21 protein-coding genes are annotated in these 26,668 nt (G+C 73.5%); 16 read left to right on the top strand and 5 right to left on the bottom strand.

Annotated features, from left to right (window positions below; translation table 11 throughout):
• The first annotated feature begins 7 nt into the window (after positions 1-7).
• From OG403_RS13530 to OG403_RS13520, 3 genes are all read left to right on the top strand, one after another.
• Complete coding sequence (locus OG403_RS13530) at positions 8-232, top strand: hypothetical protein (protein WP_329564365.1); 225 nt, start codon at positions 8-10, stop codon at positions 230-232.
• Between the two features lie 195 nt (positions 233-427).
• On the top strand, positions 428-1,414 hold the full coding sequence (locus OG403_RS13525) for a CHAP domain-containing protein (RefSeq protein ID WP_329564363.1): 987 nt from the start codon (positions 428-430) through the stop codon (positions 1,412-1,414).
• Positions 1,415-1,704: 290 nt separating this feature from the next.
• A complete protein-coding gene (locus OG403_RS13520) occupies positions 1,705-3,630 on the top strand; it encodes an AfsR/SARP family transcriptional regulator (protein WP_329564361.1) in 1,926 nt (641 codons plus the stop codon).
• Positions 3,631-3,796: 166 nt separating this feature from the next.
• On the opposite strand, the gene OG403_RS13515 is transcribed toward OG403_RS13520, so the two are convergent.
• A complete protein-coding gene (locus OG403_RS13515; RefSeq protein WP_329564359.1) occupies positions 3,797-4,303 on the bottom strand; it encodes a hypothetical protein in 507 nt (168 codons plus the stop codon).
• 150 nt (positions 4,304-4,453) lie between these two features.
• Here OG403_RS13515 and OG403_RS13510 point away from each other — a divergent pair, with 150 nt between their 5' ends.
• The 5 genes from OG403_RS13510 (at position 4,454) to OG403_RS13490 (ending at position 8,498) form a co-directional block, all read left to right on the top strand.
• A complete protein-coding gene (locus OG403_RS13510; RefSeq protein WP_329564357.1) occupies positions 4,454-4,777 on the top strand; it encodes a hypothetical protein in 324 nt (107 codons plus the stop codon).
• A gap of 4 nt (positions 4,778-4,781) precedes the next feature.
• Complete coding sequence (locus OG403_RS13505) at positions 4,782-5,093, top strand: hypothetical protein (protein WP_329564355.1); 312 nt, start codon at positions 4,782-4,784, stop codon at positions 5,091-5,093.
• A gap of 188 nt (positions 5,094-5,281) precedes the next feature.
• Positions 5,282-6,253 (top strand): D-alanyl-D-alanine carboxypeptidase family protein, encoded by a 972-nt coding sequence (locus OG403_RS13500; protein WP_329564353.1) that lies wholly within the window; start codon positions 5,282-5,284, stop codon positions 6,251-6,253.
• 230 nt (positions 6,254-6,483) lie between these two features.
• Positions 6,484-7,242 carry a two-component system response regulator CseB gene (gene cseB, locus OG403_RS13495; protein ID WP_329564351.1) on the top strand — a complete coding sequence of 253 codons (759 nt, stop codon included), beginning with the start codon at positions 6,484-6,486 and terminating at the stop codon, positions 7,240-7,242.
• 5 nt (positions 7,243-7,247) lie between these two features.
• On the top strand, positions 7,248-8,498 hold the full coding sequence (locus OG403_RS13490; protein ID WP_329572289.1) for a HAMP domain-containing sensor histidine kinase: 1,251 nt from the start codon (positions 7,248-7,250) through the stop codon (positions 8,496-8,498).
• A gap of 72 nt (positions 8,499-8,570) precedes the next feature.
• Here OG403_RS13490 and OG403_RS13485 read toward each other — a convergent pair whose 3' ends face one another.
• Positions 8,571-8,984, bottom strand: coding sequence for a MarR family winged helix-turn-helix transcriptional regulator (locus OG403_RS13485; RefSeq protein WP_329564349.1), 414 nt, complete (start codon positions 8,982-8,984; stop codon positions 8,571-8,573).
• Positions 8,985-9,092: 108 nt separating this feature from the next.
• Between OG403_RS13485 and OG403_RS13480 the strand changes: the two genes are divergently transcribed.
• The gene (locus tag OG403_RS13480) at positions 9,093-9,944 is read left to right on the top strand and encodes an SDR family NAD(P)-dependent oxidoreductase (RefSeq protein WP_329564347.1); all 852 of its coding nucleotides are present in this window, start codon (positions 9,093-9,095) and stop codon (positions 9,942-9,944) included.
• 117 nt (positions 9,945-10,061) lie between these two features.
• Positions 10,062-10,316, top strand: coding sequence for a hypothetical protein (locus OG403_RS13475; protein WP_329564345.1), 255 nt, complete (start codon positions 10,062-10,064; stop codon positions 10,314-10,316).
• A 71-nt stretch (positions 10,317-10,387) separates the two neighbouring features.
• On the opposite strand, the gene OG403_RS13470 is transcribed toward OG403_RS13475, so the two are convergent.
• The 3 genes from OG403_RS13470 to OG403_RS13460 all read right to left on the bottom strand — a co-directional run bounded on the left by OG403_RS13470 (position 10,388) and on the right by OG403_RS13460 (position 14,911).
• Complete coding sequence (locus OG403_RS13470; protein WP_329564343.1) at positions 10,388-13,651, bottom strand: S41 family peptidase; 3,264 nt, start codon at positions 13,649-13,651, stop codon at positions 10,388-10,390.
• A gap of 62 nt (positions 13,652-13,713) precedes the next feature.
• Positions 13,714-14,169: a hypothetical protein gene (locus tag OG403_RS13465; protein ID WP_329564341.1), complete on the bottom strand. Its 456-nt coding sequence runs from the start codon at positions 14,167-14,169 to the stop codon at positions 13,714-13,716.
• An 85-nt stretch (positions 14,170-14,254) separates the two neighbouring features.
• A complete protein-coding gene (locus tag OG403_RS13460; protein WP_329564339.1) occupies positions 14,255-14,911 on the bottom strand; it encodes a LysE family translocator in 657 nt (218 codons plus the stop codon).
• Positions 14,912-15,154: 243 nt separating this feature from the next.
• Here OG403_RS13460 and OG403_RS13455 point away from each other — a divergent pair, with 243 nt between their 5' ends.
• The 6 genes from OG403_RS13455 to OG403_RS13430 all read left to right on the top strand — a co-directional run bounded on the left by OG403_RS13455 (position 15,155) and on the right by OG403_RS13430 (position 26,621).
• A complete protein-coding gene (locus tag OG403_RS13455) occupies positions 15,155-16,165 on the top strand; it encodes a 3-oxoacyl-ACP synthase III family protein (RefSeq protein WP_329564337.1) in 1,011 nt (336 codons plus the stop codon).
• On the top strand, positions 16,155-18,044 hold the full coding sequence (locus OG403_RS13450; protein ID WP_329564335.1) for an HAD-IIIC family phosphatase: 1,890 nt from the start codon (positions 16,155-16,157) through the stop codon (positions 18,042-18,044). Before OG403_RS13455 ends, OG403_RS13450 begins: the two co-directional genes overlap by 11 nt.
• A complete protein-coding gene (locus tag OG403_RS13445) occupies positions 18,034-18,288 on the top strand; it encodes an acyl carrier protein (protein WP_329564333.1) in 255 nt (84 codons plus the stop codon). Before OG403_RS13450 ends, OG403_RS13445 begins: the two co-directional genes overlap by 11 nt.
• A complete protein-coding gene (locus OG403_RS13440) occupies positions 18,285-19,046 on the top strand; it encodes a 2-oxo acid dehydrogenase subunit E2 (protein WP_329564331.1) in 762 nt (253 codons plus the stop codon). The genes OG403_RS13445 and OG403_RS13440 overlap by 4 nt, the downstream gene beginning before the upstream one ends.
• Entirely contained in the window at positions 19,043-20,296 is a 1,254-nt protein-coding gene (locus OG403_RS13435; protein WP_329564329.1) for an FAD-dependent monooxygenase, read from the top strand. The genes OG403_RS13440 and OG403_RS13435 overlap by 4 nt, the downstream gene beginning before the upstream one ends.
• 76 nt (positions 20,297-20,372) lie before the next feature.
• On the top strand, positions 20,373-26,621 hold the full coding sequence (locus OG403_RS13430) for a type I polyketide synthase (protein WP_329564327.1): 6,249 nt from the start codon (positions 20,373-20,375) through the stop codon (positions 26,619-26,621).
• Positions 26,622-26,668: the final 47 nt, after the last annotated feature.

Below are 26,668 nucleotides of genomic sequence, written 5' to 3'. Positions count from 1 at the left end.
CAGAACCATGAGTGCCACCCCCATCTCCCCCGCCCCCTTCGACCGCGCTGCCGCCCGCGCCGACCTGCGTGCCCTCGGTCGGCAGCTCGACCACCAGGTGACCACCGGAAGCGCCGCCACCACCGCCGAACTCGACGCCACTCTGGCCGAGATGAGCACCGTGCACACCCGGATCACCGCAGACCTGGCCCGCAGCCGGGCCGCAGCGCACCGCCCGGCCCGGGAGGCGTGAGCTCGTCCGGGGGCGGGAGATTACGGGCACGCGCATGGTGAGCTCCTTCAACCGTTCTGGACCGATGGTGAGTTGAATGAGCCGCAGGTTGCAGGTGGGATCGAGGAACCTTCCGGCGTGACGCCGGCGATACATCGTCGGCGCAGAATCGCCACCCGGCAGGGACCTCACCCACCTTCTTCCGCGAGGAGCACCATGGACATGAACCGGTTCGTCCACCGAATATCCGCCTGGGGGGCAGTGATCCTGACGGCCGCTCTGCTCTCCTTCACCGGTCTGTCGGCCGCATCGGCCGCCGCACCCAGCGGAGCGTCCGCCGCCGCACTCGCCGCCGCCAACGTGGGCAAGAGCGCCGGCACCTGTGCCAACACGCCGAGCTACAACACCCTCGGCGGCGCCCAGTTCGAGACCAGTTGCAGCGGCGGCGGCTCGGGCGGGCCCGAGTACTGGTGCGCGGACTTCGCGCAGTGGGTCTGGGCCAACAGCGGGTTCTCGACCGCCGGTCTGAACGCCGGGGCCGCGAGCTTCCAGCAGTACGGCCAGCAGAACGGCACCCAGCACACCCAGGCCGGCTACCAGCCGCAGCTGGGCGACGCGATCGAGTACGCCAGCACCAAGGACTCGCTGATCCACCACGTGGCCGTCGTGACCGCGCTGAACGCCGACGGATCCGTCACCACCGCCAACGGCGACTGGAACGGCGACCCGAGCACCACCACCATGGCGGCCTGGGCGGTCAGTTCCCAGGTGGTCTCGATCACCATCCCCGCCAGTGAGTTGGCCGTGGGGAGCCAGCCCAGCAGCGTGGACCCGGCCGACGGCTACTACATCGCCGGCTACACCACACCGGTGGCCGCGAGCAGCAACCCGTACACCCCCACCGCCGTCTGCGGCGCCGGCTTCAGCGTCGTCGACTCGCACAGCCTGGGTGGCGCCGAGGTCTACCTGCTCTACAGCGGCGCCACCCAGCAGAACTGCGTGACCACGATGGTGAACACACCGACCGGTCCGGTGTCGCTCAACGCCACGCTCAGCGTCCAGGGCGGGGCGAGTGCGAGCAATCCGGGCAGCTACACCTACTACGCCGGGCCCGTGACGCTGGCCGCGCCGGCCGCCTGCGTCATGTGGGGTGGCACCTACCAGGGGACCACCTGGACCAGCGGGTGGAGCCACTGCGGCTAGCTGCCCGTCGAGCTCCGGCCCGTCGAGCTCCGGCCCGGCCGCGTGTGCGGCCGGGCCGGAGGCCGTTGAGCCGAATGCGGAGCGTGGTGGTCCGGGGGCGGGGGCCGAAAGCACCACATCACCAGACCAAGTCGGGCATCGGCGCGCCGCATTGAATGGAATTGATTGATCGGCACGACGGTCAGGGTTCGAACAACCGGCGCACCACTAGAACGTTAGGTGGATCGGCGCCGCCGCGGTTCGCCTGGTGGCGACTGGTCATGGCCCATTGGTGTCAAGGGGGTACACGAGTGGAGTTCGCCATTCTCGGACCGATGCTGGTGCTGGACGACGAGGGCGTCCGAGCCGTTCCGGCGGCGAAGCAGCGCATCCTGCTGGCGGCGCTGCTGACGCGCAGGGGGCGGGTGGTCCCGAGCGATCTGCTGGCGGAGATGGTCTGGGACGGGCGGCCGCCGCGCAGCGCCGCCATCACCCTGCGCAACTATGTGAGCCGGTTGCGGAACGCGCTCGGTGCGGCCGGTGACCGCGTCGAGACGCTGGCCGGCGGCTACCGGATCAACATCGAGGCCGAGGAGTTCGACGCCCAGCGGTTCGAGCTGCTGCGTGACCAAGGCGTCGCGGCGCTGCGGCAGGGCGCGTTCGAGCTCGCGCTCGAACTGCTCGACCGGGCGCTGCGGCTGTGGCGCGGTCCCGCGCTGGTGGACGTCCCGTCCGACCGGCTCCAGTTGGAGCAGGTGGACCGGCTCGCCGAGGGCCGGCTGGACGCCCTGGAGGCGCGACTGGAGGCCGAGCTGAGGCTGGGCCGCAGTTCGGCGGTGATCGCCGAGCTGCGACGGCTCACCGCCGAGCACCCCGGGCGGGAGCGGTTCTGGGCGCAGCTGATGACAGCGCTGTACGGCAGCGGACGGCAGGGCGAGGCGCTGGCGGTCTACCGGGAGGTCCGCGCCATCCTGGCCGAGGACATCGGGGTCGAGCCCGGGAGCGAGCTGCGCGAGCTGCACCGCCGGATCCTGTGCGGCGAGCCCTGGTTGGAGGTGCAGTGCGGTCGGCCCCGGCGGGTCGCGCCGCTCCCGGCCGGTCCTGAGCGGGCCGGTTCTGAGCAGGTTGGTCCTGAGCGGGTCGGTCCTGAGCCACTACCATTTCAGATCCCGCCGCAGGAACCGGACTTCGTCGGCCGGCTCGCCGAGATCTCCGTGCTGGCAACGGAGTTGGACCGGGCGGACCGGGACGCGCCCTGCCTGCTGGTCGTCTCGGGCCAACCCGGCGTCGGCAAGAGCGCGTTGGCCGGGCACGTCGCCCGTCGCGCCCGCTCCTCCTCGCCGGCCGGCACGCTCTTCGCCGACCTGCGCGGTACGGACCGCGAACCCGCCTCGCCGTGCTCGGTGCTCCGCACCTTCCTGCTCACCCTGGGGGTGCCCGCCGAGGCGATCCCGGCGGGTACGGCGGAGCGCACCGCGCTGTACCGCTCGGTGCTGGTGGGCCGGCGGGTGCTGGTGGTGCTGGACAACGCGCGGGACGGCGCACAGGTCCGCCCGCTGCTGCCGGCCGACCCGGCGAACGCGACGCTGATCACCAGCCGCAGCCGGCTCGCCGACCTGATCGGGGCCCGGCAGGTGGAGCTGGAACCGCTGACCGGTGGCGAGGCGCAGCTGCTGCTGAGCCGGACCGTGGGCCCGGAGCGGATCGCCGCCGATCCGGCGGCGGCCCGGAGACTGGTGACGGCCTGCGGACGGCTGCCGCTCGCGCTGCGGATCTGCGCGGCCCGGTTGTCCGCCCGCCCGCTGTGGACCGTCCGCTACCTGGCCGACCGGCTGACCGACGGCCGTCGCCTCTTCGACGAACTGCGGCTGGGCAGCCTGGACTTACGCGCCGCACTCACGCTCAGCCACGACGCCCTGGACCCGGCCTCCGCACGGGCCTTCCGCCTGCTCGCTCAGCCGGACATCCCCGCCTTCTGGACCGCCACCGCCGCCGAACTGCTGGGCCAGTCCCGGCGGGAGGTGGAACGGATCCTCGAAACGCTGCTGGACGCCCACCTGATCTCCGCGCTCGCACCGGACCGCTACGGCTATTCGGACCTGCTGCGGGCCTTCGCCCGCGAGCAGTGCCTGCGCTGGGACTCCGCGCAGGAGCGGTCCCGGGTGCTGATGCGGGCCGCGCTGCGACCGGTGGGCGAGTGGCACCGGCCTCGCATGGGCCTTGTGGTAGGCGGATGAGGATGCACGGGCGGTGCGCTGGTCGCCGGTGGCGGTGACCTGGCCCGGAATCCGCCGACTGCCGCGTGAGACGCGTGAGCCTCCGTGTGAAGGTCACCGTGGTGGCCCTTCACACGGAGGCACCGGGCTAGGCCCGGGGGACCGCTATGGAGGTATCAGGCGCCGATCAGGTGTAGCAGTAGTCGAGGTTGCCCTGCTGGCCGTTGTAGGTGTTGGTGGCCCAGGTGGCGTTGCCGGCGGTGTTGTAGAAGACGAAGTTGCCGTCGTTCTGCAGCACGGCCTGGCCGCCTGGGGCCGGGCTGAGGGCGCCCAGGGTGCAGACGACGCCGTTGGAGCTGTTCAGCAGCTTGACGTAGCCCGACTGCGACCAGTCGAGCTGGGTGACGCCCTTGCCGTCGGTGCCGCTTGCCCAGAGGGCTGTGCCGTTGCCGTTGTAGAGCACGAAGTTGCCGTCGGTCTGCAGGATGATCTCGTAGCCGTTGTTGGCGTTGTAGGTCGCGTAGTTGCTGGACCAGTTGCCCTGCGCGAGGGTGAAGGTCGCGGTCTGGATGCCGGCGCCGACGGTCGCGTTGGCCCCGGTGGCGGTGAGGCTCAGTGCGGCGGCGACGGCGGTGCCGACCAGGGCGGCCTTGGTGACGGCGCGACGCACGCGCTGCCGGGTACGAGCGGTCATGTGTTGCTTCCTTCCCAGCGAACGAACTGATGCCGTGTTGGCAGGCCCAAGCATCCGAGAGCGTCGTATCGTGGGCGTATCTTCGGCTGATGGACCGTCAGGAAGCTTTGTGTCGGGCGGTTGTCAGAGGCGGGTGGGATGCTGCGGTGCGTGAGCTACAGGGAGCGGACATGGCGGCTGCTGCGCGGGGAGTTGTTGGTGGGGGAGGTAGAAGTCGACGGGTCCGACTTCCCTTGGCTGAACGGGAGGTTCGTGGCGGGGCCGGGGTACGCGGCGGTGCGGCCGTGGTTCGATGAGTCGCTCGCGGCCCTGGAGGCCGAGGAGTTCGAGCGCTTCGAGGACGCGTACGCTCCGATCGGGCGTGAGCTGACGCTGGTGGCGCCGGATGCCGGGCCGGTCGCGGAGTTCCTGCTGCACATCGAGGGCGGACGCGCCTGGTTCCGGTGGAGTGACGAGGCGTTCGATGGGGAGTAGGCGGGTGCGCCGGCTGGTCGTCGGCGAGCAGGTCTTCCTCTGGTGGGTGGGGCACCGGCACGGCGCCGACGGGAGCGGGTGCACCGAGATCCTGTCGGTGCGGCGGCTGGGCGAGGGCGGGCGGCTGGTGATCGGCTTCACGGAGGGGCCGGGTCGACTGGTGCCCGATGCGGTCGGGGTGGTCGGCGGTGCGGTGGTCAACCTGCATCAGCCGGGCGTGGTGCGGGCGTTGCTGGACGCGGTGGGGGCCTGCGGCTGGGGCGAGGAGGAACTGCACGTGGACGGCTGGACGCTGCTGGCGGCGGTGCAGGGGTAGCCCACGCCGCCGCCCTGCCGGTGGCGGCGCGCGCCTCGTGCTCCGTCCCGGGTGCGGGCGGGCTGATGCGGAACCGATACAGGGCCAAGCGGTGGCGGATGCACTGCCACCGTGGGGCTGACACGTCCGGGAGCCACCGTGGCGGTGACGCGCACCACGGCGCGTCCAACTCCTGGAGGTGGCCCTCGATGCGTCTGATCCCTGGGCTTGCGGCGCGAAGGCCGCGGGCGGTGCTGCAGGTGGCGGCGGCCGTCGCGATCGCCTGCGCGACGGTGGTCGCGAGCACGCTCGTCCCCAGCGGCGCGGGCCGCACCCCGCCCGCGATCGTGTTTGCGCCCGACGCGGCGGCGGCACAGGCCCTGCCGGGGTGGGCCGCTCTGCCCTGGCCGGACCAGGGCCAGTCGAGCGTGGTGGTGGAGGGGGTGGGCAGCCTCGGCACGCGCGGGGAGCAGCGTCCGGTCCCGATCGCCAGTGTCACCAAGGTGATGACGGCCTACGTCGTGCTCGAGGACCACCCCTTGGGCAGCCGGGAGGACGAGGGCCCCACGATCACCGTCGACCAGCAGGCCGCCGACGAGTCCCACTCGAAGGAGGAGTCGACCGCCCCCGTCCGCGCGGGCCAGCAACTGACCGAACGGCAGCTGCTGCTTCTGATGATGCTGCCCTCGGGCAACAACATCGCGCGCCTGCTGGCCCGTTGGGACGCGGGCAGCGAGCAGGCCTTCGTCGCGAAGATGAATGACCGGGCCCGTTCCCTGGGGATGAGGAACACCTCCTACACCGGCGCCAGCGGCATCCAGTCCGACACCACCAGTACCTCCGACGACCAGCTCGTCCTCGCCCGGCAGGCCATGGCCGTCCCGGCGCTGGCCGCGGTCGTCGGCACCGAGTCCACGACCGTCCCCGGCGTGCCGGGCACGGTGCGCAACACCAACACCCTCGTCGGCCGTGACGGTGTGGTCGGGTTGAAGACCGGCTCCAGCACGCCCGCCGGCGGAGCCCTGGTCTGGGCCGCCCAGGCGAGCACTTCGAGCGGGCCGCGCCTGGTGATCGGCGTCGTGCTGCAACAGGACGCCGGACAGCCACCGGCCGAGGGGCTGCGGACCGTGCTGCGGGTCAGCCACAAGCTGATCACCGCCATCCAGGACGGCCTGCGATGAGGACGGCGGGGACGGCGAGGACGACGGGGACGACGGGGACGAGGGCGTCGGAAATCCGCCGTCGAAGCCCGGCGCCGGTCGCCGTGCCGCTGACCTGCGGGAGGGCGCGGTCCCGGATCCGCGACCTGCCCAGTACCGTGGAGGGCACGCGCCGGGAGGGGCCCAGCGTCAGCCCCCGGCCGTCCCTCCTTCCCTCCTGGCGATTCACCCGAACCCGCAGGAAGGAAGCTGTGCCCCGCCCCGCCACCCCCACCGGTCCGCCGTCCGAACCCGTCCGCGTGCTGCTGGTCGAGGACGACGAGGTGATCCGCCGCTCCGTCGCACTCGCCCTGGAGCCCTACGGCTACCAGGTCGTCACCGCCCCCGACGGGCTGACCGGACTGCGCCTGGCCCGCGAGGGTGGCCACGACGTGCTGCTGCTGGACGTGATGCTGCCCGAGCTGGACGGGATCAGCCTGTGCCGCCTGGTGCGCGAGACGAGCATGACGCCGGTGCTGATGATGTCGGCGCGTGGCGACGCGCTGGACGTGGTGGCCGGTCTGGAGGCCGGGGCCGACGACTACATCGTCAAGCCGGTGGACACCGTGGTGCTGGTCGCCCGGATCCGTTCGCTGCTGCGCCGCGCCACCTACTCGCTCGGTCCGGCGGCCGAGACCGCCCCCGGTGCGCAGGCACCGGCACCCGCGCCGGAGCCGCCGCCCAGCGGCCTGCTGGTCTTCGGTGACCTGGCGATCGACACGCTCGGGATGGAGGTCCGGCTGGCCCGGGTGCCGGTCTCGCTCACGCCGACCGAGCTGCGCCTGCTGCTGGAGTTCGCCGCCAACCCCGGCATCGTCCTGGACCGCCACACCCTGCTGCGCAAGGTGTGGGACTACGGCTGGGACGGTGACAGCCGGGTCGTCGACCTGGCGGTGCAGCGGCTGCGCAGGAAGGTCGGCGCCGACCGGGTCGAGACCGTGCGCGGTTTCGGCTACAAGCTGAGGCGTTGACCGCGGTGCGCCTCAAGGACCTGCTCAACCCGCACTCCCTGCGGTGGAAGATCGCGGCACTGGCGGCCGCCGCCTCGGCCGCGCTCGCGCTCGCCGTCGGCGTGCTGGTGCACGAGTCCACCTGGGACCGCAGCACGGACATCGCGGAGAACACCGCGCTCAGCCATCTCAGCGACGCCACGAACGCGCTCTACCGGGGCGGCGCCGTGCCGGCCGGAGTGCAGTCGGACTCGGACACAGTGCCGGCCGATCTGGTCGAGCGGGCCCGGACGCAACGGTTCGTCACCGCCTACGAGGAGCAGGGGTCCTACACCAGCCAGATGTGGGGAGCCACGATGATGAACGGGCACCTGCTCTCCACCGTGGTCGACATGACCACCGACCGGGTGAGCCTGGAGGCCCTGGACCGGCACATGGTCTACGCCTCGTTGGCCGCGCTGGCCGTCATCGCCCCGGTCGCGGCGCTCGCCGCCGAACTCCCCAACCGGCGACTGCGCCGGGTCGCCGCCACCGCCCGCCGGATCTCCGCCGGGGACCTCGCGGCCCGCACCCACCCGCAACGCCTGCGCATCGGCAGCCTCGCCCACGACGAGGTCGACGACATCGCCGCGGCCTTCGACCACATGGCCGACGCGATGCACCAGCGCCTGCTCGCCGAGCAGCGCTTCACCGCCGACGTCGCCCACGAACTGCGCACCCCCCTCACCGGTCTGGTCTTCGCGGCCGATCTGCTGCCCGACGGCGAAGCCACCGACCTGGTGCGCGGCCGGATCGCGGTGCTGCGGACCATGGTCGAGAACCTGTTGGAGATCTCCCGCCTGGACGCCGGGGTGGAACAGGCGGACCTGTTCCCGGTACCGCTGCCGGAGGTCGTCATCGAGGCCGTCGAACGCACCGGTCTCGAAGCCGATGTGACCGTGCGTCAGGCGAGCACGATCGAGATCGACCCCCGCCGACTCGACCGGATCATCGCCAACCTCCTCATCAACGCCCACCGCCACGGCCGGCCCCCGGTGGAGATCACCATCGACGACGACACGGTGGTCATCCGCGACCACGGACCCGGCTATCCGCCCGAACTGCTCGCCGAGGGCCCCCAGCGCTTCCGCACCGGCACCCCCGAGCGGGGCAAGGGCCACGGGCTGGGCCTGACCATCGCGATGGGCCAGGCGGCCGTCCTCCGCTCCCGGCTCCAGCTCGCCAACAGCCCCGAGGGCGGCGCCACCGCCACCCTCCGGCTCGGAGACCGGGACTGAGCGCTGACGGGCGCGCGGGCCGAGCGGGCCGCCGCCGGGGGATCAGCGGACCGGGCCCTTCTCGGGCGCGCCTCACCCCTCCAGCATCAGCGCCAGCAGCTCGCGCAGCGTCTCCCGCTGCTCGACGCTCAGCGCCTCCAGCGGGTGCGAGACGAACGGCGTGCGGGCGCGCAGATCGGCGATCACGCTCAGGCCTGACTCGGTGGCGGCGACCAGTTTGACCCGGCGGTCGCCCGGGCTGGGGCGGCGTTCGACCAGGCCGCGGGCTTCCAGGCGGTCCACGATCGCGGTGACGTTGGACGGCTCGGCGTGCAGGCACTCGGCGACCCGGCGCATCGCGACCGGCTGTTCGGACGACAGCAGCGCCTTGGCCTGCAGCGGGGTGAGCTCGTGTGCGGTGGCGGCGGCCTCGGACTCCTGGGCGTAGCGGCGATTGACCGCGACGAAGAGTCCCAGGACCTGGGCGGTCAGTTCATCCGATGGCATGCGGCCAGTCTACCGAGATGGTTGACAACGGAAAACATCTGGCTGCATAGTTATCGAGCCGGGTAGTTATGGTTCATAAGCAATGCCACTGAGCAATTGGAGCACCAGATGAGCAACGAGCAGACCGTTCTGATCACCGGCACCTCCTCCGGCATCGGCCTGGCCACCGCCGTCGCCGCCGCTCAGGCCGGCTGGCGGGCCGTCGCCACCATGCGGGACACCGCAAAGGCCGGCGCCCTGCTGAAGGCCGCCGAGGCCGCGGGGGTGCGCGAGCTGGTCGAGGTGCGGGCGCTGGACGTCACCGACCCGGCGTCGGTCGAGGCGGCGCTGGCCGGGATCGTCGCCGACCACGGGCGGCTGGACGCGGTGATCAACAACGCCGGGGCCGGGCACGTGGGCACCATCGAGCAGGGCACCGTCGCGGACGTGCGCACCGTCATGGAGGTCAACTTCTTCGGCGTGGTCGAGGTGACCCGGGCCGCGATGCCGCTGCTGCGTGAGAGCAAGGGCCGGCTGATCAGCGTGACCAGCGTCGGCGGCGTGGTCGGCCAGCCGTTCAACGAGGCGTACTGCGCGGCGAAGTTCGCCGTCGAGGGCTTCATGGAGTCGCTCGCGCCGGTCGCCGCGACCACGGGCGTGCGGGTGAGCGTGGTCGAGCCGGGCGCGGTGGCCAGCGAGTTCGTCGCCAACATCGGCGTCGGCCCGGACGTGGTGGCCGCCGCCGGTCCGTACGGGTCGGCGATGGCGAGCTACCTGGAGCGGGTCGGCACCGCCTTCGCCGCCGCGCAGACCTCCGAGGGCGCGGCCGGCGCGATCATCGACCTGCTGACCGCCGAGCAGCCGGCCTTCCGGGTGCAGACCTCGGATGCCGCGCGCGCCTTCACCGGGGTCAAGCTGGCCGACCAGGACGGCTCGGCGGTGCAGGCCATGACCGGGGGCTGGGTGGGCGCCAAGGCCTAGTAGCCGCCAGTGGGGGTAGGGGCCCCAGTGCGGTGCGGTGGCCGTCGACGTGCGGGTCCGGGTGAGCGGTGACATGTTGGTGGCAGCCCATTGTCGGACGAACCGCGAGGAGGAGACATGGGCATGATGGACAAGCTCAAGGGCATGTTCGGTGACCACAGTGAGAAGGCCACCGACATGGCGTCCGGTGCCAAGGACCGCGCGATGGACGCCGGGCAGCAGACCGCCGACAAGGCCCAGGAGCACATGCCTGGTCCGGCGGCCGACGCCCTGGGGAACATCACCGACCGAGGCCAGCAGAGCGCCGACGACCCGGCCCAGCAGGCCGCGTCGGACATGGAGAGCGAGGGCGGCCCCGAATGGGAGCGGTGACCCGCTGACCCCACAGCTGAGCGGGGCGCGTCCTGCGGATCAGGACGCGCCCCGCACAGCTGTGCGGGGCGTCAGGTGCGCGGCGGCAGCGGCGGGCGCCGCAGGTCGGGGCGCGGGGTGTCGGTCGGGGGCGGCGCGGCGGCGGGGTGGGTGCGCAGCAGTTCCAGGGCGACCCGGACCGCCTCGGCCAGTTCGGTGTTGCGTCCGGCCGCCCAGTCGGCGGGGCTGCGCAGCACCGGGATGTCCGGTTCGACCCCGTGGTTCTCGATCCCGAAGCCGAGCCCGCCGGTGAACCAGGCGGCGTTGGCGGGCACCGAGAGCTGGGTGCCGTCACCCAGGGTGTGCCGGCCGATGGTGCCGATCACCCCGCCCCAGGTCCGCCGGCCGACCACCGGGCCCAGGCCCAGCAGTTTGACCGCCGCGATGATCACGTCCCCGTCCGAGCTGGTCGCCTCGTCGGCCAGCGCCACGATCGGACCGCGCGGGGCGTCGCGCGGGTAGCGCACGGCGCGCCGGCCACGGGTGTGGTCCCAGGCCAGCACCCGGCGGGTCAGCTTCTCCAGGACCAGCTCGGAGACATTGCCACCGGCGTTTCCCCGGACATCCAACACCAGGGCAGGGCGGTCGAGTTCGCGGCGCAGGTCGCGGTTGAACTGGGCCCAGCCGGAGCCGCCGAGGTCCGGGATGTGCAGGTAGCCGCAGAGCCCGTCGCTGAACTCCCTTACCAGCGCCCGGCGTCGGGCCACCCAGTCCTGGTAGCGCAGCGGTCGCTCGTCGGTCACCGGGGTGATCGCCACCCGGCGCACCGGGCCGTCCGGTCCGCGCCGCACGGCGATCTCCAGGGTGTTGCCGCCGGCCCCGGCCAGCAGCGGGGCCGGGCCGCGCACCGGGTCCGGGGTGCGGCCGGCGATCGCCACCAACTCGTCGCCGGTGCGCACCTGGTGGCCCGCCAGCGGGGCGCGGGCCCGGGGGTCGGAGGACTCGCCGAGCAGCACCCGGCCCAGCAGCCAGCGCCCGTCCGGCTCGCGCTGCACGCTCGCCCCGAGCAGGCCGAGCGGCTGCTGCACGGGTGCCGGCCCCTCGCCGCGCCGGGCGGGGGTGACGTAGGCGTGCGAGGTGCCGAGTTCGCCGAGCAGTTCGCGCAGCAGGTCGGCGAAGTCGTCGGGGGAGGCGATCCGCTCCAGCAGCGGCTCGTACTGGGCGACCAGCGCGGGCCAGTCCAGGCCGCCCAACCCCGGATCCCAGAACTGGTCGCGGACCGTGCGGGCGGCCTCGCGGTAGGCCTGGCGCCACTCCGGGCCCGGGTGCACGGTGTGGGTGATCCGGCGCAGGTCCACCGTCATGGCGGCGCCGGGCGCGCCCAGCGGCATCAGCTTGAGCGAACCGGCCACGAAGGTGGCCACCGCCGTGCCGTCGCCGGAGGCGGCAAAGCCGTCGACCTGCTCCTGCACGGTGCTGCGGGTGGCGGAGGCCAGGTCGAAGTACTCCAGGGCGGGGCGGCCCGACAGGTCGGTGGGGCTGGCGAAGGTCTCGCCGAGCGCGCCGGCGATCGGCCAGCGCAGCCAGAGCAGCCCGCCGCGCACCGGCATCGGGGTGGAGTACTTGGAGGCGATCACCGGGAACGGCACCAGCCGCTCGGCCAGGCCCTCGACGTCGACCAGGACGGTCCCGTCGCCGGGCGCCGGGTCCGCCTCGTCGCCGACCGGGGCGGCGAACGGGGAGGGGGTGTCGGCGGCCAGCGGGACCAGGTACGGGCGGCAGCCGAGCGGGAACGAGAGGTCGCCGGTGTGCACGTCGTGCACCGGGTCGAAGCCGCGCCAGGAGAGGAAGACCAGGTAGCGGCCGTCCCGGGTGAAGACCGGCTGCTCGTCCTCGAACCGGCCCTCGGTGACGTTCAGCGGCAGCGCCTCGGGCAGGTTCAGGCGCTGCAGCCGGATCCGGCGCAGTGAGCGGCCGGCGACCGGCTGCGACCAGGCCAGCCAGTGCGAGTCGGGGGAGAAGGCCAGGCCCCGGATCGGGCCGTAGCCGGACCTGGCCACCTCCCGGACCTCGCCGTCGGCGGTGCTGACCAGCAGCAGTCGGCCGTCACCGGCGGCGGCCGCCAGCAGCAGGCCGTCGGGGGCGGCGACCAGTTCGAGCACCTGGCCCAGCTGCCCGGCGGCGATCCGGCGGGCGGGAGCCGCGGCGGCCCCGGCAGGTGACCCGGCCGGGGTGGTGGCCGTGGTCGCGGGGGGCGCGGCGGCGCTGCCGGGCAGGGTGGCCAGCTCGATCGCGTCCTCGCCCTCGGCGTCGGTGACCCAGGCGATCCGCCCGGTGCGGCCGAGCACGGCGGGCAGCCGGGCCCGCACCCCCGGGGTGTCGGCCAGCGCGCGGGCCGGGCCGTCGCGGTGGGTGAGCCAGTAGAGGCTGCCGCGCACCCCGACCACGCCGGAGCGCCCGGTGGCGTCGCAGACCAGGTCGTTGAGGTGCCGGGCGGCGGTCACCTGGTACGGGCGGCGCCCGGCCCGGGAGCCGCCCAGGCGCACGGTGAGCCGGTGCGGGACGGGGGTGTCCAGGCTGTCCAGCAGCCACAGGTCGCCGGCGTGCTGGTAGACCACCCGGTGGCCGTCGGTGCTCGCCTCGCGGGCGTAGTAGGTGGCGTGGTCGGTGTGCCGGCGCAGGTCGGTGCCGTCCGGGCGGCAGGAGTAGAGGTTGCCGATGCCCTCATGGTCGGAGAGAAAGGCCACCCGGTCGTCGACCAGCATCGGAGAGGAGAGCTGTCCGGGCAGGTCGGGCAGCAGCTGCTCGCCGTCCAGCCAGAGCCGCCCGGTGGCGCCGCCCCGGTAGCGCTTCCAGGCGGCCGGCTCGTGCGGGGCGGCGGCGGTCAGCAGCAGCGTGTGATCGGCCGTCAGCTGCAGGTCGCGGACCGGGCCCCAGGGCAGCCGGCGGCCCGGGGAGCCGTCCGGTGGCAGCGCGTGCGCCCAGGTGTAGTGGGCGAAGGGCTCGTGGAAGGAGGTGAGCGCGAGCACCTCGCCGGTGGGCAGCCAGCCGCGCACCCGGGTGTCCTGGCTGCCCCAGTAGGTCAGCCGGACCGCCTCGCCGCCCTCGGTGGGCGCGGTCCACACCTCGGGGGTGAGCGCGGCCCAGCTGGTCCAGGCGACCGTGCGGCCGTCGGGGGAGAGTCTGGGGTGCGAGACCCGGGTGCGGTCACAGCTGGCCCGCCAGGCCCGGCCTGACGATCCGTCAGGTTCGAGCGGGGCGAGCCAGACGTCGTCCTCGGCGGTCAGTGTCAGCAGTCCGCCGGTCAGATGGGGGTGTCGCAGGTAGCCGCGATGGTTCTCGCTCACCTCTCCCATGGTTCGCAGGGTGCGCGGGCCCGGCAACCGGGGGGCTCGGGGCCGGGCCGGTGGATCTTGGGTCAGCGGGGGCGCTCGCTGCCGGCCGGCCAGACCTCGTGCACCCAGAGCCCGGCCGCCCGGGTCAGCGCGGCCACCTCGGCCGGCTCGTCGCCCGCGCCGCCGTCCCAGACCGCGATCAGTTCGTCGATCATGCCGACCAGGGCCCGGCCCAGGTCGTCCCCGAGCCCGCCGGCCGAGGCCGGGGCGAGCCGGTGCACGGCGGTGGCCTCGCGGGCGATCTCGCCGGCGGCCCCCTGCCGGGGCAGCGCGCGGTCGCCCGCCGGGACGATGATCTCCACCGTGCCGCCGTGCTCGCGCACCGCCTGGGCGAACCAGGTCTCCGGACCCGGGCGCAGCGCGGTGACGCCGACCAGCTCGTACGGACCGTACGTGGTCACCAGGCGCCACAGCTCGCCGCGCACCAGCAGCTCGGTCAGGTCGGACAGGCCCTGGTGTCCGGTGATTCCGACGCGCATTCTCGTGCCCTTCGTTCAGGGCCGTGCCGCCGCCCAGGATAGCGCCGGGGGTCGTCGCCGATGGGGGCCGGTCGCCTCGGTCGCCTCAGTCGCCGAGTGCCAGCCGGACGGCGAAGCCGATCACCACGGCACCGGTGATCCGGTCCAGCAGCCGGCGGGCGGCCGGGCGGCGCAGCTGAGTGCTCAGTGCGGTGGCGAAGCCGAGCAGCACGGTGGACCAGATCAGGCCGAACAGCACGTGGATGCTGGTCAGCAGCAGCCCGAAGGCGAGGTGCGGCGCGGCGGGCGGGATGAACTGCGGGAGCAGGGCGACGTAGAAGACGCCCATCTTGGGGTTGAGCAGGTTGGTCAGGGTGCCCTGCCGCCAGCCGGGGGCGAGGCGGTCGGGGTCGGCGGCGGGGTCGGCGGCGGGGCCGTCGAGGTCGGTCGGCTCGGCGGGGGTGGGCCCGTCCGCGCTGCGGCGCAGCAGCATCCGGGCGCCCATCCAGAGCAGGTAGCCCGCACCGGCCCAGCGCAGCGTCTCGTAGCCCAGCCGGGAGGCGGTCAGCAGCGCGGTGACGCCCAGCGAGGTGAGGGTGCCCCAGATCAGCGTGCCGGTCTGGATGCCGAGCACCACGCCCCAGGCGCGGCGGCGGCGGCCGAGCGCGGAGGTGCGCAGGATCAGCGCGGTGTCGAGGCCGGGGGTGAGGGTGAGCAGCCCGACGACCAGGGCGAAGGACCACAGTGCGGTGGTGACGGTCATGGACCCGCAGCTTAGGGGTTCCGCTTGGGGTCAGGCAGACCCCGCCAGTGAAGCCGTGGAGTCGTATTCAAGTTTCTCCCAAGTCGCGAAACCTACGTTCGAACGTAACTGGACCGGGCGTAGCGGCTGATGCCGGCACCGCCTCGGATCGCGCAACCCACGGACGCGAGACAAGGATCTGATCCCTTGAGAATCATCGGCCTCAGTGAGGTGCTCCCGGGCGAGCCGGTCACGAACCGGGACATGGCGGAACGTTTCGGCCTGCACGAGAAGTGGCTGGACCGGATGACCGGCAACCGCAGCCGCTACTTCTGCGAGCCGGACAGCGCGGACGGCGTGCCGAAGAACACCGGCGACCTGGCCACGCTGGCCGGTCAGCGGGCGCTGGCGGCGGCCGGCGTCGAGCTCTCCTCCATCGACTTCCTGATCCTGAGCACCGGCTCCCCCGACCACCTGATGCCGGCCACCGTGAACCTGGTCGCCGACCGGCTCGGGCTCAACGACCTGCCCGCCATCCAGCTCACCGCCGGCTGCGCGGGCGCGCTGCAGGGTCTCTACACGGCGCGCGCGCTGCTCGCCTCCGGGCACCGGCGCGGCCTGGTGATCGGCGCCGACAGCGTGGTCAAGCTCTGGCCCGCCAACCGCGACCTGAAGCGGATCAGCCCCGCCGAGCTGGCCAACTTCGCGCTCTTCGGCGACGGCGCGGGCGCGGCCGTGGTCGACGCCTCGGTGGACGGCCCCGGCCTGGTGGTCGACCACGTGGTGCTGCGCACCGTCGGCAAGGGCCGCAAGCCCGCCCAACTGGTGCGCTGGTACGGCGCGGACGGCGCGCCGACGATCACCGCGGCGAACGGCAAGGAGATCCGCGAGCCGATGGGGGAGGAGGACTACAAGGCGATCGAGCAGTACGTGCCGGGCCTGGCGGCCGGCGTGCTGCAGGAGTTGGCCCAGCTCACCGGCTGGCCCGTCGCCGAGGTCGAGCACATCCTCACCCCGCAGCTGAACGGCGTGATGGCGGACCGGATCCGGGAGTTCATGGGGGTGCGGCCGGAGCAGGCGGTCGGCTGCGTGGCGGACACCGGCAACAACGGCAACGCGCTGCCCTTCATCCAGCTCTACCGCGCGCTGAAGCGGATCGAGGAGGGCGGCGGCGACCGGGACCGGGTGCTGGTCACCACCATCGAGTCCGCCAAGTGGACGGTCTCCGGGCTGGCCCTGCGCTACCGGCGGGAGGCGGCCGGCGATGTCCAGTGAACCGACCGCACGCCGCTCCCCGGTGGCCGAGCTGCGCGCCCTCAAGCGCGCGGGGCTGACCGAACCGGCGGAGCGGGTACGCGAGTTGCTCGGCCTGCTGGTGGCGGCCGGTGAGCCGCTGGACCTGGAGGCGGCCGGCAGCCTGCTCTCCGGCCCCGTCCAGCGCGAGCAGTTGGCGGCGGCCGGCGGCTTCGCCGACTACCGGCTGGCGCTGCTCGGCAGTTCCACACTGGACGCGCTGGCGCCGCTGCTGACCGCCCACCTGGTGGGCGCCGGGGTGCTGCCCGAGATCCGGTCGGCCGGCTTCAACCAGTGGCGCTTCGAGATCCTCTCCGGTGCGCCGGGGCTGAAGGACCTGCGCCCGCAGCTCAGCGCGCTGCTGCTGGACGAGGCCGCGGTCTTCGAGGGCGTGGTGGAGCGCCTGGACCTGGCCGAGATCGAGCAGCGCTGCGCCGCCTTCCCCGGCGAGCTGGAGCAGTGGCTGACGGCGACCGCACAGACCCTGGGCGGCCTGGTGGCGCTGGCCACCGTGCCGCTCGGCCCGCTCACCCGGGACCGCTTCGTGGACTACCGCGGCAAGGCCCGGCTGGTCGCGGCCTGGTACCGGATGAACGCCGAACTGCTGGCGCTGGCCGGGCGGCACGAGTCGGTGGTGGTGCTCGACCTGGCCGCGGTGGCCGAGCGCTCCGGCCGGCTCTTCGCCGCCGACCGGATGCGGCACGTGGCCGGGCAGGTCTACGCGCCCGAGTTCCTGGCCGGCTACGCGGGCGAGTTGGCCAAGGTGGTGCGGGCCGCGCTCGGGCGGGCCGCCAAGTGCCTGGTGCTCGACCTGGACAACACCCTGTGGGGCGGCGTGGTCGGTGACGACTCGGTGGCCGGGCTCAAGCTCGGCGGCGCCTTCCCTGGCTCGGCGCACCGCGAACTCCAGCTGCTGGCCAAGGACTTCATGGCGCAGGGGGTGATGCTCGCGGTCGCCTCGAAGAACGAGGAGGTGATCGCCCGGGAGGCGGTGGCCAGCCACCCCGAGATGGCGCTGAAACCGGCCGACTTCGTGGCCTTCGCGGCGAACTGGAACCCCAAGCCGGACAACGTGCGCCGGATCGCCGAGCAGCTCAACATCGGCGTGGACGCGATGGTCTTTGTCGACGACAACCCCGTGGAGCGCGGCCTGATGGCCGAGTTGCTGCCCCAGGTGGCCACCGTCCCGCTGCCCGCCGACCCGGCCGGCTACGCGAGCACCCTGGCGGCCCGGGGCGACTTCAACGTGCTGAGCCTGACCGCCGAGGACCGCGGCCGCACCGAGCTCTACCGCTCGCGCGCCGCCCGGGCCGAACTGGCGGGCGCGGCAAGCAGTCTGACGGAGTATCTGGAGAGCCTGGAATCCGAGCTGACGATCGAGCCGGTCAACCCGCTGAACGCCGTGCGGATCGCCCAACTCTTCGGCAAGACCAACCAGTTCAACCTGACCGGCCGCCGCTACGGGCTGCCCGAGGTGGAGGCGGGGGCGGCCGACTTCTTCGCCGCCCGGCTGACCGACCGCTTCGGCGACAACGGCCTGATCGCCGCCCTGGCGCTGGGCCGGGAGGCCGACGGCGCCCGGACGGTGGAGAACTTCGTGCTCAGCTGCCGGGTCTTCTCCCGCGAGGTGGAGGACGCGATCCTCGGCCTGGTGCTGCGCGCGGCCGCCGCCGAGGGAGCCCCGGCGGTCCTGGCGAGCTACACCAGGACCGCCAAGAACGGCCAGTTCGCCGGCTTCTACGCCGCCGCCGGGTTCACCGAGACGGCGCCCGGCGCCTTCCGCCACGACCTGCGGGAGCTGTCCGAACTCCCCAGGTGGATCCGCATCAACCAGCCCGAGGAGGCATTCCGTGTCAGCTGATCAGCTGTCGTCCGACCAGGTGGTCAAGGAAGTCGTGGCCCAACTGCTGGACCTCGACGAGGAGAGCCTGTCGATGGACCAGCCGCTGGCCGACATCGAGGAGTGGGACTCGGTGAACGCCCTTCGGGTGCTGGTCTACCTGGAGCGCGAGCTGGGCGAGTCGGTGGACTACGACCGGTTCATGAAGGCCGAGCTGCTGGCCGACCTGTCGGCCCTGGTGGCCGACGTCCAGGTGGCCCGGTGAACGCCGTCACCACGGCGTTCCCCGCCGCCAGACGCGGCACCTACACCTTCCTGCGCGACGCCCGGAACACCTGCCACGTGCACCTGGTGGCGGACGTGGACGCGAGCCGGCTCAAGGCGGCGCGGGTGGCCAGCGGCGGCAAGCTCAGCTACGCGAGCTTCGTGGTCAAGGCCGGCGCCGACGTGATCGCCGACTGCCCGCCGGCCCGCTCGGTGCTCACCGGTTCCACCGCGCGCCCGAAGCTGGCGGTGCTGGACGAGGTGCACGCCAAGGTGCTCTTCGACAAGACGGTGGACGGCACCCGGTGCGTGGTCTCCGGCATCGTCAAGTCGGCCCAGCGCCGCTCGGTGCTGGAGCTGCAGACCGAGCTGGACAGCTACAAGGACGCCGAAGTCACCGACCCCGAGGGCCCGTTCCGCAACGTGCTGCGGGTGGCGAAGCTGCCGGTGCCGCTGGCCTGGCTGGCCTACCGGCTGGCCACCCGGGACCCGGGCCGCCGCACCGAGCTGGGCGGCGTCTTCTCGGTCACCTCGGTCGGCCACGAGCAGGTCCGCTCGATCCTGCCGATGATCACCGGCGCGCTCGGCTTCGGCATCGGCCGGATCGCCGACACACCCGTGGTCCGCGACGGGCGGATCGTCGCCGCGCCCGTGCTGACCCTCTCGCTCACCTTCGACCACCGCATCCTCGACGGCGCGCTGGCCGCGGAACTCCTCGCCCGCACCAAGGACAAGCTCGAGCACTGGGAGATGCCATGACCGTCCCGACCACTGTGGATGTGCTGATCGTCGGCGGCGGTCCGGCCGGCGCCCTGCTGGGCTGCCTGCTGGCCCGGCGCGGCATCGAGGTGCTGCACGTGGAGAAGCAGAGCAGCCTGGAGCGCGACTTCCGCGGCGAGACGCTGGCCGCGCCCTCGGCCGTGACGCTGCGCCGGCTCGGCTTCGACGCCGCGCTGAAGGAGCACGGCTACCTGGAGACCCGGTCCGTGACCATGCGGATGGAGGGCCGCCAGGTCTTCACCATCGACTACGCGAAGTTCCCGATCGGGGTGCTGCCGATCGACATCCCGCAGCCCGCGCTGATCGGCATCTTCCAGCAGGCCGCGCTGGCCGAGCCGGGCTACCACTACGCGTCCAGCACCAACTGCACCGGCCTGATCGAGCAGGGCGGCCAGATCCTGGGCGGGGTGCTCAAGCTCGCCGACGGCGCCCGGGTGGAGGTGCGCTCGCGGCTGGTGGTCGGCGCGGACGGGCGGTTCTCCAAGGTCCGCAAGGCCGCGGGCCTGGCGGCCACCATCACCCCGATGGGCCGCGACTTCCTCTCCTTCAAGCTGCCGCGCCCGGCCGACTGGGGCCACCAGGCCCAGCTGGTGGTCAACCAGGACAAGCACCTGGTGGTGCTGCCGACCTTCCCCGACTTCCTGCGGATCGGGCACAACCTGCCCAAGCGCGGGCTCGGCGACGTGCGCAAGCAGGGCTTCGACGCCTTCCGCGAGGGCATCGCCGCGATCGACCCGCGGCTGCGGCCGCTGCTGGACGAGTACCTGACCTCCTTCGACGACACCAGCTTCCTGGAGATCTTCACCGCGGAGCTGGACCAGTGGGCGCGCGACGGCCTGGTGCTGATCGGCGACGCCTCGCACACCGTCACCCCGATCCTCGGCCAGGGCGTCAACCTCGCCATCCAGGACGTGGTCTGCGTCGCCCCGGTGATCGCCAGGTCCCTGAAGAAGTCCCACCAGCAGCTCCAGGCCGCCGAGTTCGACGCCTTCGTGGCGGACCGCAAGGCGCACAAGGCCCAGGTCACCCGCTACCAGCGGATCCAGGAGGCGGCGCTCGGCGCGGACACCCCGTTCGCGGTCTGGGCCCGCCGGGCCCGGTACAGCGCGCTGAACGCGCTGCCGATCAAGTACAAGGTCTTCGGGAAGGTGATCAACGCCCCGCACCCGATCGACCCGGTGGACCTGCGCACCGGCGCCCGGCAGAGCGCCGCCCGCGCCGTCGCCTGATCCGGTTCTGGCGGTTCGTCAGAACGTAGCGGTGCCCCAGGAATCGTTCCCCTTCACTGACTTGAGGTTGACCGAGATGCCTGAAGACAACCACGACCCCGAGCAGCTGATCGCCATCGTCGGCATGTCGGCCCGCCTGCCTGGCGCGCCCGATGTGGACGGCTTCTGGCGGGTGCTCAGCGAGCGCACCGACGCCATCCGGCCGGTTCCCGCCGACCGCTGGGACGCCACGGCGCAGCTCGACCCCGAGAAGACCGTCCAGGCCGTCGGCGGATTCCTGGAGGGCCTGGACCAGTTCGACCCGACCTTCTTCGGCATCTCGCCGCGTGAGGCCGAGGACATGGACCCGCAGCAGCGGCTGGTGCTGGAGGCCGGCTGGCGCGCGCTGGAGGACGCCGGGCGCCCGGCCGAGGAGCTGCGCGGCTCGCGCACCGGCGTCTACGTGGGCGCCAGCTGGCACGACTACGAGATCCTGCGCAAGGAGCGCGGGGCCGGCGCCACCCAGCACAGCATCGTCGGCAACGCGCTGGACGTGATCGCCGCCCGGCTCTCCTACTTCCTCAAGCTCAAGGGGCCGAGCCTGGCGGTGGAGACCGGCTGCTCCTCCTCGCTGGTCGCGCTGCACCTGGCCGGCCAGGCGCTGCGCTCGGGCGAGATCGAGGGAGCCGTGGTCGCGGGCGTCAACCTGATCATGGCGCCCGACGTGTCGATCGGCCTGACCCACTTCGGCGGACTCTCCAAGGCCGGGCGCTGCCACGCCTTCGGCGCCGCCGCCGACGGCTTCGTGCGCGGCGAGGGCGTGGTCGCGGTCTACCTCAAGCGGCTGGACCGGGCGCTGGCCGACGGCGACCGGGTGCACGGCGTGATCGTGCGCACCGCCGTCAACAACGACGCGGGCGGCGACAGCCTGGTCACCCCCAACCCGGCCGGCCAGGTGGACCTGCTGCGCCAGGTCTACGAGGGCACGGACATCCCGCTGGACAAGCTCTCCTACATCGAGGCGCACGGCACCGGCACGCTGCGCGGCGACCCGGTCGAGGCGGCCGGCATCGGCAGCGTGATCGCCCAGCGCCGCGACCGGGCGCTCGGGCCGCTGGGCATCGGCTCGGCGAAGACCAACATCGGCCACCTGGAGGCCGCGGCCGGCATGGTCGGCCTGGTCAAGGCGGTGCTCTCGCTCAAGCACCGGGTGGTGCCGCCGAGCCTGCACTCCGAGCAGCTCAACCCCGACATCGACTTCGCGGCGCTCAACCTCCAGGTGGTCCGCGAGCCGCTGGCGCTGCCCGCCGAGGGCGAGGTGTACCTGGGCGTCAACTCCTTCGGCTGGGGCGGCACCAACGCGCACGTGGTGCTGCGCACCGCGCCCGAGGCCGCCGAGGTTCAGGCGGCGGCGCAGGACGGGCCGCTGCTGCTGCCGCTCTCGGCGCACCAGGAGGAGGCGCTGCGGCAGCGGGCCGGGGAACTGGCCGAGGTGCTCGACGAGGCCCAGGCCAGTGACGTGGCGGCGACCCTGGGCAGCCGGCGCGACCACTTCCCGGTGCGGCTCGCCGCCGTCGGCGCGGACGGTGCGGCGCTCGCCGAGAGCCTGCGCCGCTACGCCGCCGACCCCGCGCAGGAGATCCCCGCGCTGGTCACCGGCCGGGCCCGCAGCCTGGGCAGGACCGTCTTCGTCTTCCCCGGCCAGGGCTCGCAGTGGTCCGGCATGGGCCGTGAACTCTACGGCCAGGACCCGGTCTTCACCAAGGTGATCGACCGCTGCGCCGAGGCGCTGCGCCCGCACTTCGCGTGGGACCTGCCCGCCATCGTGGCGGGCGCGGCCGGCGAGGAGTGGCTGAGCCGGATCGACATGCTGCAGCCCGCGCTCTGGGCGATGTCGCTGGGCCTGGCCGAGCGCTGGCGCGCGGCGGGCGTCGAGCCGGACGTGGTGATCGGGCACAGCCAGGGCGAGGTCACCGCCGCCACGCTGGCCGGGATCCTCTCCTACGAGGACGCCGCGCTGGTGATGGCCCGGCGCAGCGCGATCGCCCGGCGCACCTCGGGCAAGGGCCGGATGCTCGCCGTCGACCTGGACGTGGCCGGCGCCCGCGCGGCCCTGGAGGGCTTCGAGGAGCAGGTCTCGCTGGCCGTCAACAACGGTCCCTCCTCCTGCGTGCTCTCCGGCGACATCGACGCGGTGCTCGCGCTCAAGGAGATCCTGGAGGCCGAGGGCACCTTCTGCCGCCTGGTCAACGTCGACTACGCCTCGCACAGCCCGCAGATGGACGAGCTGCGCCCCGACCTGCAGAGCGCGCTGGCCGAGGTGCGGCCGGCCCGCGGGGCGATCAGCCTGATGTCCACCGTGCGGGTCCAGCGGCTGGACGGCCCCGAGATGGACACCGACTACTGGGTGGAGAACCTGCGCCGCCCGGTGCTCTTCGCCGACGCGATGGGGCAGCTCTTCGACGACGGCGTGACCCACGTGGTGGAGATCAGCCCGCACCCGATCCTGGCGCCCGCGATCGAGCAGCTGGCCGCGCTGCGGGCCGAGCCGCCGGCCGTGCTGACCACGCTGCGCCGGGACCAGGGCAGCCGCGCCGACCTGCAGCTGGCCTTCGCCCGCGGCTACGTCAACGGCCTGCGCCCGTTCGTCCGGCAGGCCTCGGACACGCTGGTCGCGGTGCCCGGCTACCCGTGGCAGCGCGAGCGGTTCTGGGTCGCCGAGGGCCGCCGGCGCGGCTCGGCGCAGGGCGGGCTGGACTTCGCGCTCACCCCGCTGGCCAACGAGCAGGACAGCCGGCAGGGCGGCATCGAGCTGGCCCTGGCCGACCAGCCCTGGCTGCGCGACCACCGGGTGCACGAGGCCGTGGTGCTGCCCGGCGCCGCGATGATGTCGTTCGCGCTGGCCGCCGCGCACACCCGCACCGGCGCCGCGCCGGGTCTGGTCACCGGCTTCGCCTTCAAGAGCGACCTGACGCTGACCGACGAGCCGGCCGCGCTGAGCGTGCTGTGGCGCGACGACGTCACCGAGGGCGGCAGCTTCACCCTGCTCTCGCTGCCCGCCGGCGCCACCGCCTGGACCGAGCACGCCAGCGCCCGGCTCACCCGGCGCCGCGCCACCGACGCGCCCGCGGTCGCCTTCCCCGAGCCGCTGCTGGCCCAGCAGCCCGGCAGCGCCGAGGAGTTCTACGCCGCCTGCGCGGCCCGCGGCCTCAACTACGGCCCGGCCTTCCAGGGCCTGGCCGGGGTGCGGGTGCTGGACGGCCGGGCACTCGGCGAGGTCCGGCTGCCGGAGCGCTGCGTGGCCGGCGTGCGGGCGCACACCCTTCATCCGGCGCTCTGGGACGCCGCGTTGCAGGTCTCGCTCGCGCTCAACGAGGGCGCGGACGCGGTGGTGCCGGTCGGCGTCGAGCGGATCCACCTGCACCAGGAGCTGGCGGAGCCGGTGCTCGGCCTCTGGTCGTACGCGGTGCGCCGCGATGCCGACACCGTCGACCTGTTCCTCTACGACGGCGACCGGCAGCCGCTGGTCACCCTGGAGGGGCTGAAGCTGCAGCGGCTGGCCACCGAGGGGCCGGCGGACGGCGACGCGCAGCGGCTGCACCGGCTGCGGTTCCGGGTCCAGGCCAACGCCGCCGAGCCGGTCACCAGCGGCAGCTGGCTCCTCGCCGAGCTCACCGAGGGTCTCGGCGAGGAGCTGGCCGCCGCCCTCGGCACGGCCGGGGCGAGCGCCCGCGCGGTGCGGCCGAGCGGGGCCGAGGCCACCGACCAGGCCGCCTGGACCAGGCTGCTGAAGGACGGCGGCGCGCCGACCGAACTGGTCTTCAGTGCGCCCGACCGGGCCGATCTGGCGCTCCAGCGCACCGGGCTGCTCGCGCTGGCCGCGCTGGTCCGGGCGGCCGGCACGCTCGCCACCCCGCCCCGGCTGACCGTGCTCACCCGCGAGGCGCAGGCCGTCACCGACACCGACCGGATCGACCCGGGCGCCGCGCTGTACTGGGGCTTCACCCGGGTGCTGCGCCGCGAGCACCCCGAACTCAGACCGCAGATCGTCGATCTGACGGATGCTCAGATCGCGGATCTGGCCGCCGAGCTGCTCGCCGACGAGGGCGAGGACCAGGTCGCGCTGCGGGCCGGCGAGCGGTATGTCGCCCGCCTGCTGCGCGGCGCCGAGGAGAGCGACCAGGAGCGGGTGGCGGCCCCCTGGCGGCGGCCCGCCGAGCCGTTCCGGCTGGTGCCCGAGCGGCCCGGCTTCTGGGACGGCCTGGTCTACCGGCCGCTCACCCGCCGGGCGCCGGCGGCCGGCGAGATCGAGATCGCGGTCAGCGCCACCGCGCTCAACTTCATCGACGTGATGAAGGCGATGGGCACCTACCCCGACTCCTCGGCCGGTGCCGACCTGCTCGGCGGGGAGTGCGCGGGGACGGTCAGCGCGGTGGGCGAGGGTGTCACCGAACTCGCGGTCGGGGACCGGGTGGTGGCCTGCTCGTTCGGTGCGATCGCCTCCTATGTGACGGTCCGCGCCGAGCACGCCCGGCCGATCCCGGACCGGCTGGACGATGCGGCGGCCGCCGCGCTGCCGCTGGTGATGGCCACCGCCTGGTACGCGCTGGACGGCCTGGCGGCGCTGGAGCCCGGCGAGAGCGTGCTGATCCACTCCGCCACCGGAGGCCTGGGCCTGGCGGCGGTCCGGATCGCCCAGGCGCGCGGTGCCCGGGTGATCGCCACCGCGGGCAGCGAGGCCAAGCGCCGGTACCTGCGCGAGCTGGGCATCGCGGACGTCTTCGACTCCCGGGACCTGTCCTGGGCCGAGCGGACGCTGGCCGCCACCGGCGGGCGCGGGGTGGACGTGGTGCTCAACTCGCTGACCGGAGCGGCGATCACGCTGGGCCTGGAGGTGCTGGCCGAGGACGGCCGGTTCATCGAGGTCGGCAAGAAGGACATCTACGGCGGCCGGACGATCAGCCTGGACGCCTTCCGCAAGGGCATCTCGCTGGCGGCGGTCGACCTGGCCGGCCTGATGGACCGCCGGCCGGCGAAGTTCGCCCGGCTCCTCGCCGAGATCTGGGACCTGATCGCGGCCGGCACGGTGGCCGAACTTCCGGTCATCGGCTACTCGTTCGCGGATGCGGCGGAGGCGCTGCGGGAGATGTCCAAGGGCAGCCACATCGGCAAGTTCGTGCTGAGCGACCCGGCCACGGTGACCGCCGTGGCACCCGAGCCGCTGCCGGGCGGCAGCTTCCGCGCCGACGGCAGCTACCTGGTCACCGGCGGGCTCGGCGCGCTCGGCCTCTCGCTGGCCGAGTACCTGGCCGAGCGCGGCGCCGGCGCGCTCGCGCTGCTCGGCCGCTCCGTCCCGAGCGCCGAGGCCGAGCAGCGGCTGGCGGCGCTGCGCGAGCGCGGGGTGCGGGTCACCGCGTACCGCGCGGACGTGGCCGACCAGGCCTCGCTGGCCGCCGCGCTGACCCGGGTGCGGGCCGAACTGCCGCCGCTGCGCGGGGTGTTCCACGCGGCCGGCCTGCTGGACGACGCCACAGTGCTGAACCTGACGGCGGATCAGCTGGCCCGGGTGCTGGCCCCCAAGGTGGACGGCGCCCGCCAGTTGGACGCCGCCACCGAGAACGACCCGCTGGACCTGTTCGTGCTCTTCTCCTCCGCCGCCACCCTGATCGGCAACGCCGGCCAGGCGGCCTACGCGGCCGGCAACTCCTACCAGGACGCGCTGGCCGGCGCCCGGCGCCGGCGCGGGCTGCCCGCGCTGAGCGTGCAGTGGGGGCCGTTCGAGGGGATCGGCCTGGCAGCCCAGGACGAGAACCGCGGCGCCCGGCTCGCCGAGCGCGGCATGGCGGGCTTCACCGCCGAGGAGGCCTGGCCGGCCCTGGTCCGGTTCCTGGAGCAGGGCGAGGAGGTGGTCGGCTACGTTCCGCTCAACCTGCGGCAGTGGTTCGACGCCTACCCCGACACCGCGGCGCTGAAGAGCTGGCAGGTGCTGCGGCAGACCTCCCAACAGGGCGGCGCCGCCGGTGGCGGCAGCGAGTTCCGCAGCACCCTGCTGGCCGCCGGGCCCGCCGAGCGCCCGGCGCTGGTGGAGCAGAAGGTCCGCGAACTGGCGGGCCGGGTCCTGCGGTTGGACCCCAAGGCGATCGATCGTGAGACCCCCTTCAAGGCGCTCGGCCTGGACTCCCTGATGGGTCTGGAACTGCGCAACCGGCTGGAGGCCGCCTTCGGCCTCAAACTCTCGCCCACCCTGCTGTGGACCTACGGCACCGCCCGGGCCCTGTCCGAGGTGCTGAGCGAGCGGCTGGCCCCCGAGGCCGGCGAGGCCACCGAGGCGACCACGGCCCGCTAGCGAGCGTCGGTGCGACCACCTGGGGGCAACCCGGGTGGTCGCACCGG

It is taken from the genome of Kitasatospora sp. NBC_01266, assembly GCF_036242395.1.
GTDB lineage: Bacteria > Actinomycetota > Actinomycetes > Streptomycetales > Streptomycetaceae > Kitasatospora.
This window is presented reverse-complemented; position numbering and strand designations above follow the sequence as displayed.

What these genes read in the sequence shown, in the direction of transcription:
- OG403_RS13530 (WP_329564365.1), top strand. Translation starts at nt 8, where the DNA reads ATGAGTGCCACCCCCATCTCCCCCGCCCCCTTCGACCGCGCTGCCGCC.
- OG403_RS13525 (WP_329564363.1), top strand. Translation starts at nt 428, where the DNA reads ATGGACATGAACCGGTTCGTCCACCGAATATCCGCCTGGGGGGCAGTG.
- OG403_RS13515 (WP_329564359.1), bottom strand. Translation starts at nt 4,303, where the DNA reads ATGACCGCTCGTACCCGGCAGCGCGTGCGTCGCGCCGTCACCAAGGCC.
- OG403_RS13500 (WP_329564353.1), top strand. Translation starts at nt 5,282, where the DNA reads ATGCGTCTGATCCCTGGGCTTGCGGCGCGAAGGCCGCGGGCGGTGCTG.
- OG403_RS13485 (WP_329564349.1), bottom strand. Translation starts at nt 8,984, where the DNA reads ATGCCATCGGATGAACTGACCGCCCAGGTCCTGGGACTCTTCGTCGCG.
- OG403_RS13480 (WP_329564347.1), top strand. Translation starts at nt 9,093, where the DNA reads ATGAGCAACGAGCAGACCGTTCTGATCACCGGCACCTCCTCCGGCATC.
- OG403_RS13475 (WP_329564345.1), top strand. Translation starts at nt 10,062, where the DNA reads ATGGGCATGATGGACAAGCTCAAGGGCATGTTCGGTGACCACAGTGAG.
- OG403_RS13470 (WP_329564343.1), bottom strand. Translation starts at nt 13,651, where the DNA reads ATGGGAGAGGTGAGCGAGAACCATCGCGGCTACCTGCGACACCCCCAT.
- OG403_RS13465 (WP_329564341.1), bottom strand. Translation starts at nt 14,169, where the DNA reads ATGCGCGTCGGAATCACCGGACACCAGGGCCTGTCCGACCTGACCGAG.
- OG403_RS13460 (WP_329564339.1), bottom strand. Translation starts at nt 14,911, where the DNA reads ATGACCGTCACCACCGCACTGTGGTCCTTCGCCCTGGTCGTCGGGCTG.
- OG403_RS13455 (WP_329564337.1), top strand. Translation starts at nt 15,155, where the DNA reads ATGGCGGAACGTTTCGGCCTGCACGAGAAGTGGCTGGACCGGATGACC.
- OG403_RS13450 (WP_329564335.1), top strand. Translation starts at nt 16,155, where the DNA reads ATGTCCAGTGAACCGACCGCACGCCGCTCCCCGGTGGCCGAGCTGCGC.
- OG403_RS13435 (WP_329564329.1), top strand. Translation starts at nt 19,043, where the DNA reads ATGACCGTCCCGACCACTGTGGATGTGCTGATCGTCGGCGGCGGTCCG.
- OG403_RS13430 (WP_329564327.1), top strand. Translation starts at nt 20,373, where the DNA reads ATGCCTGAAGACAACCACGACCCCGAGCAGCTGATCGCCATCGTCGGC.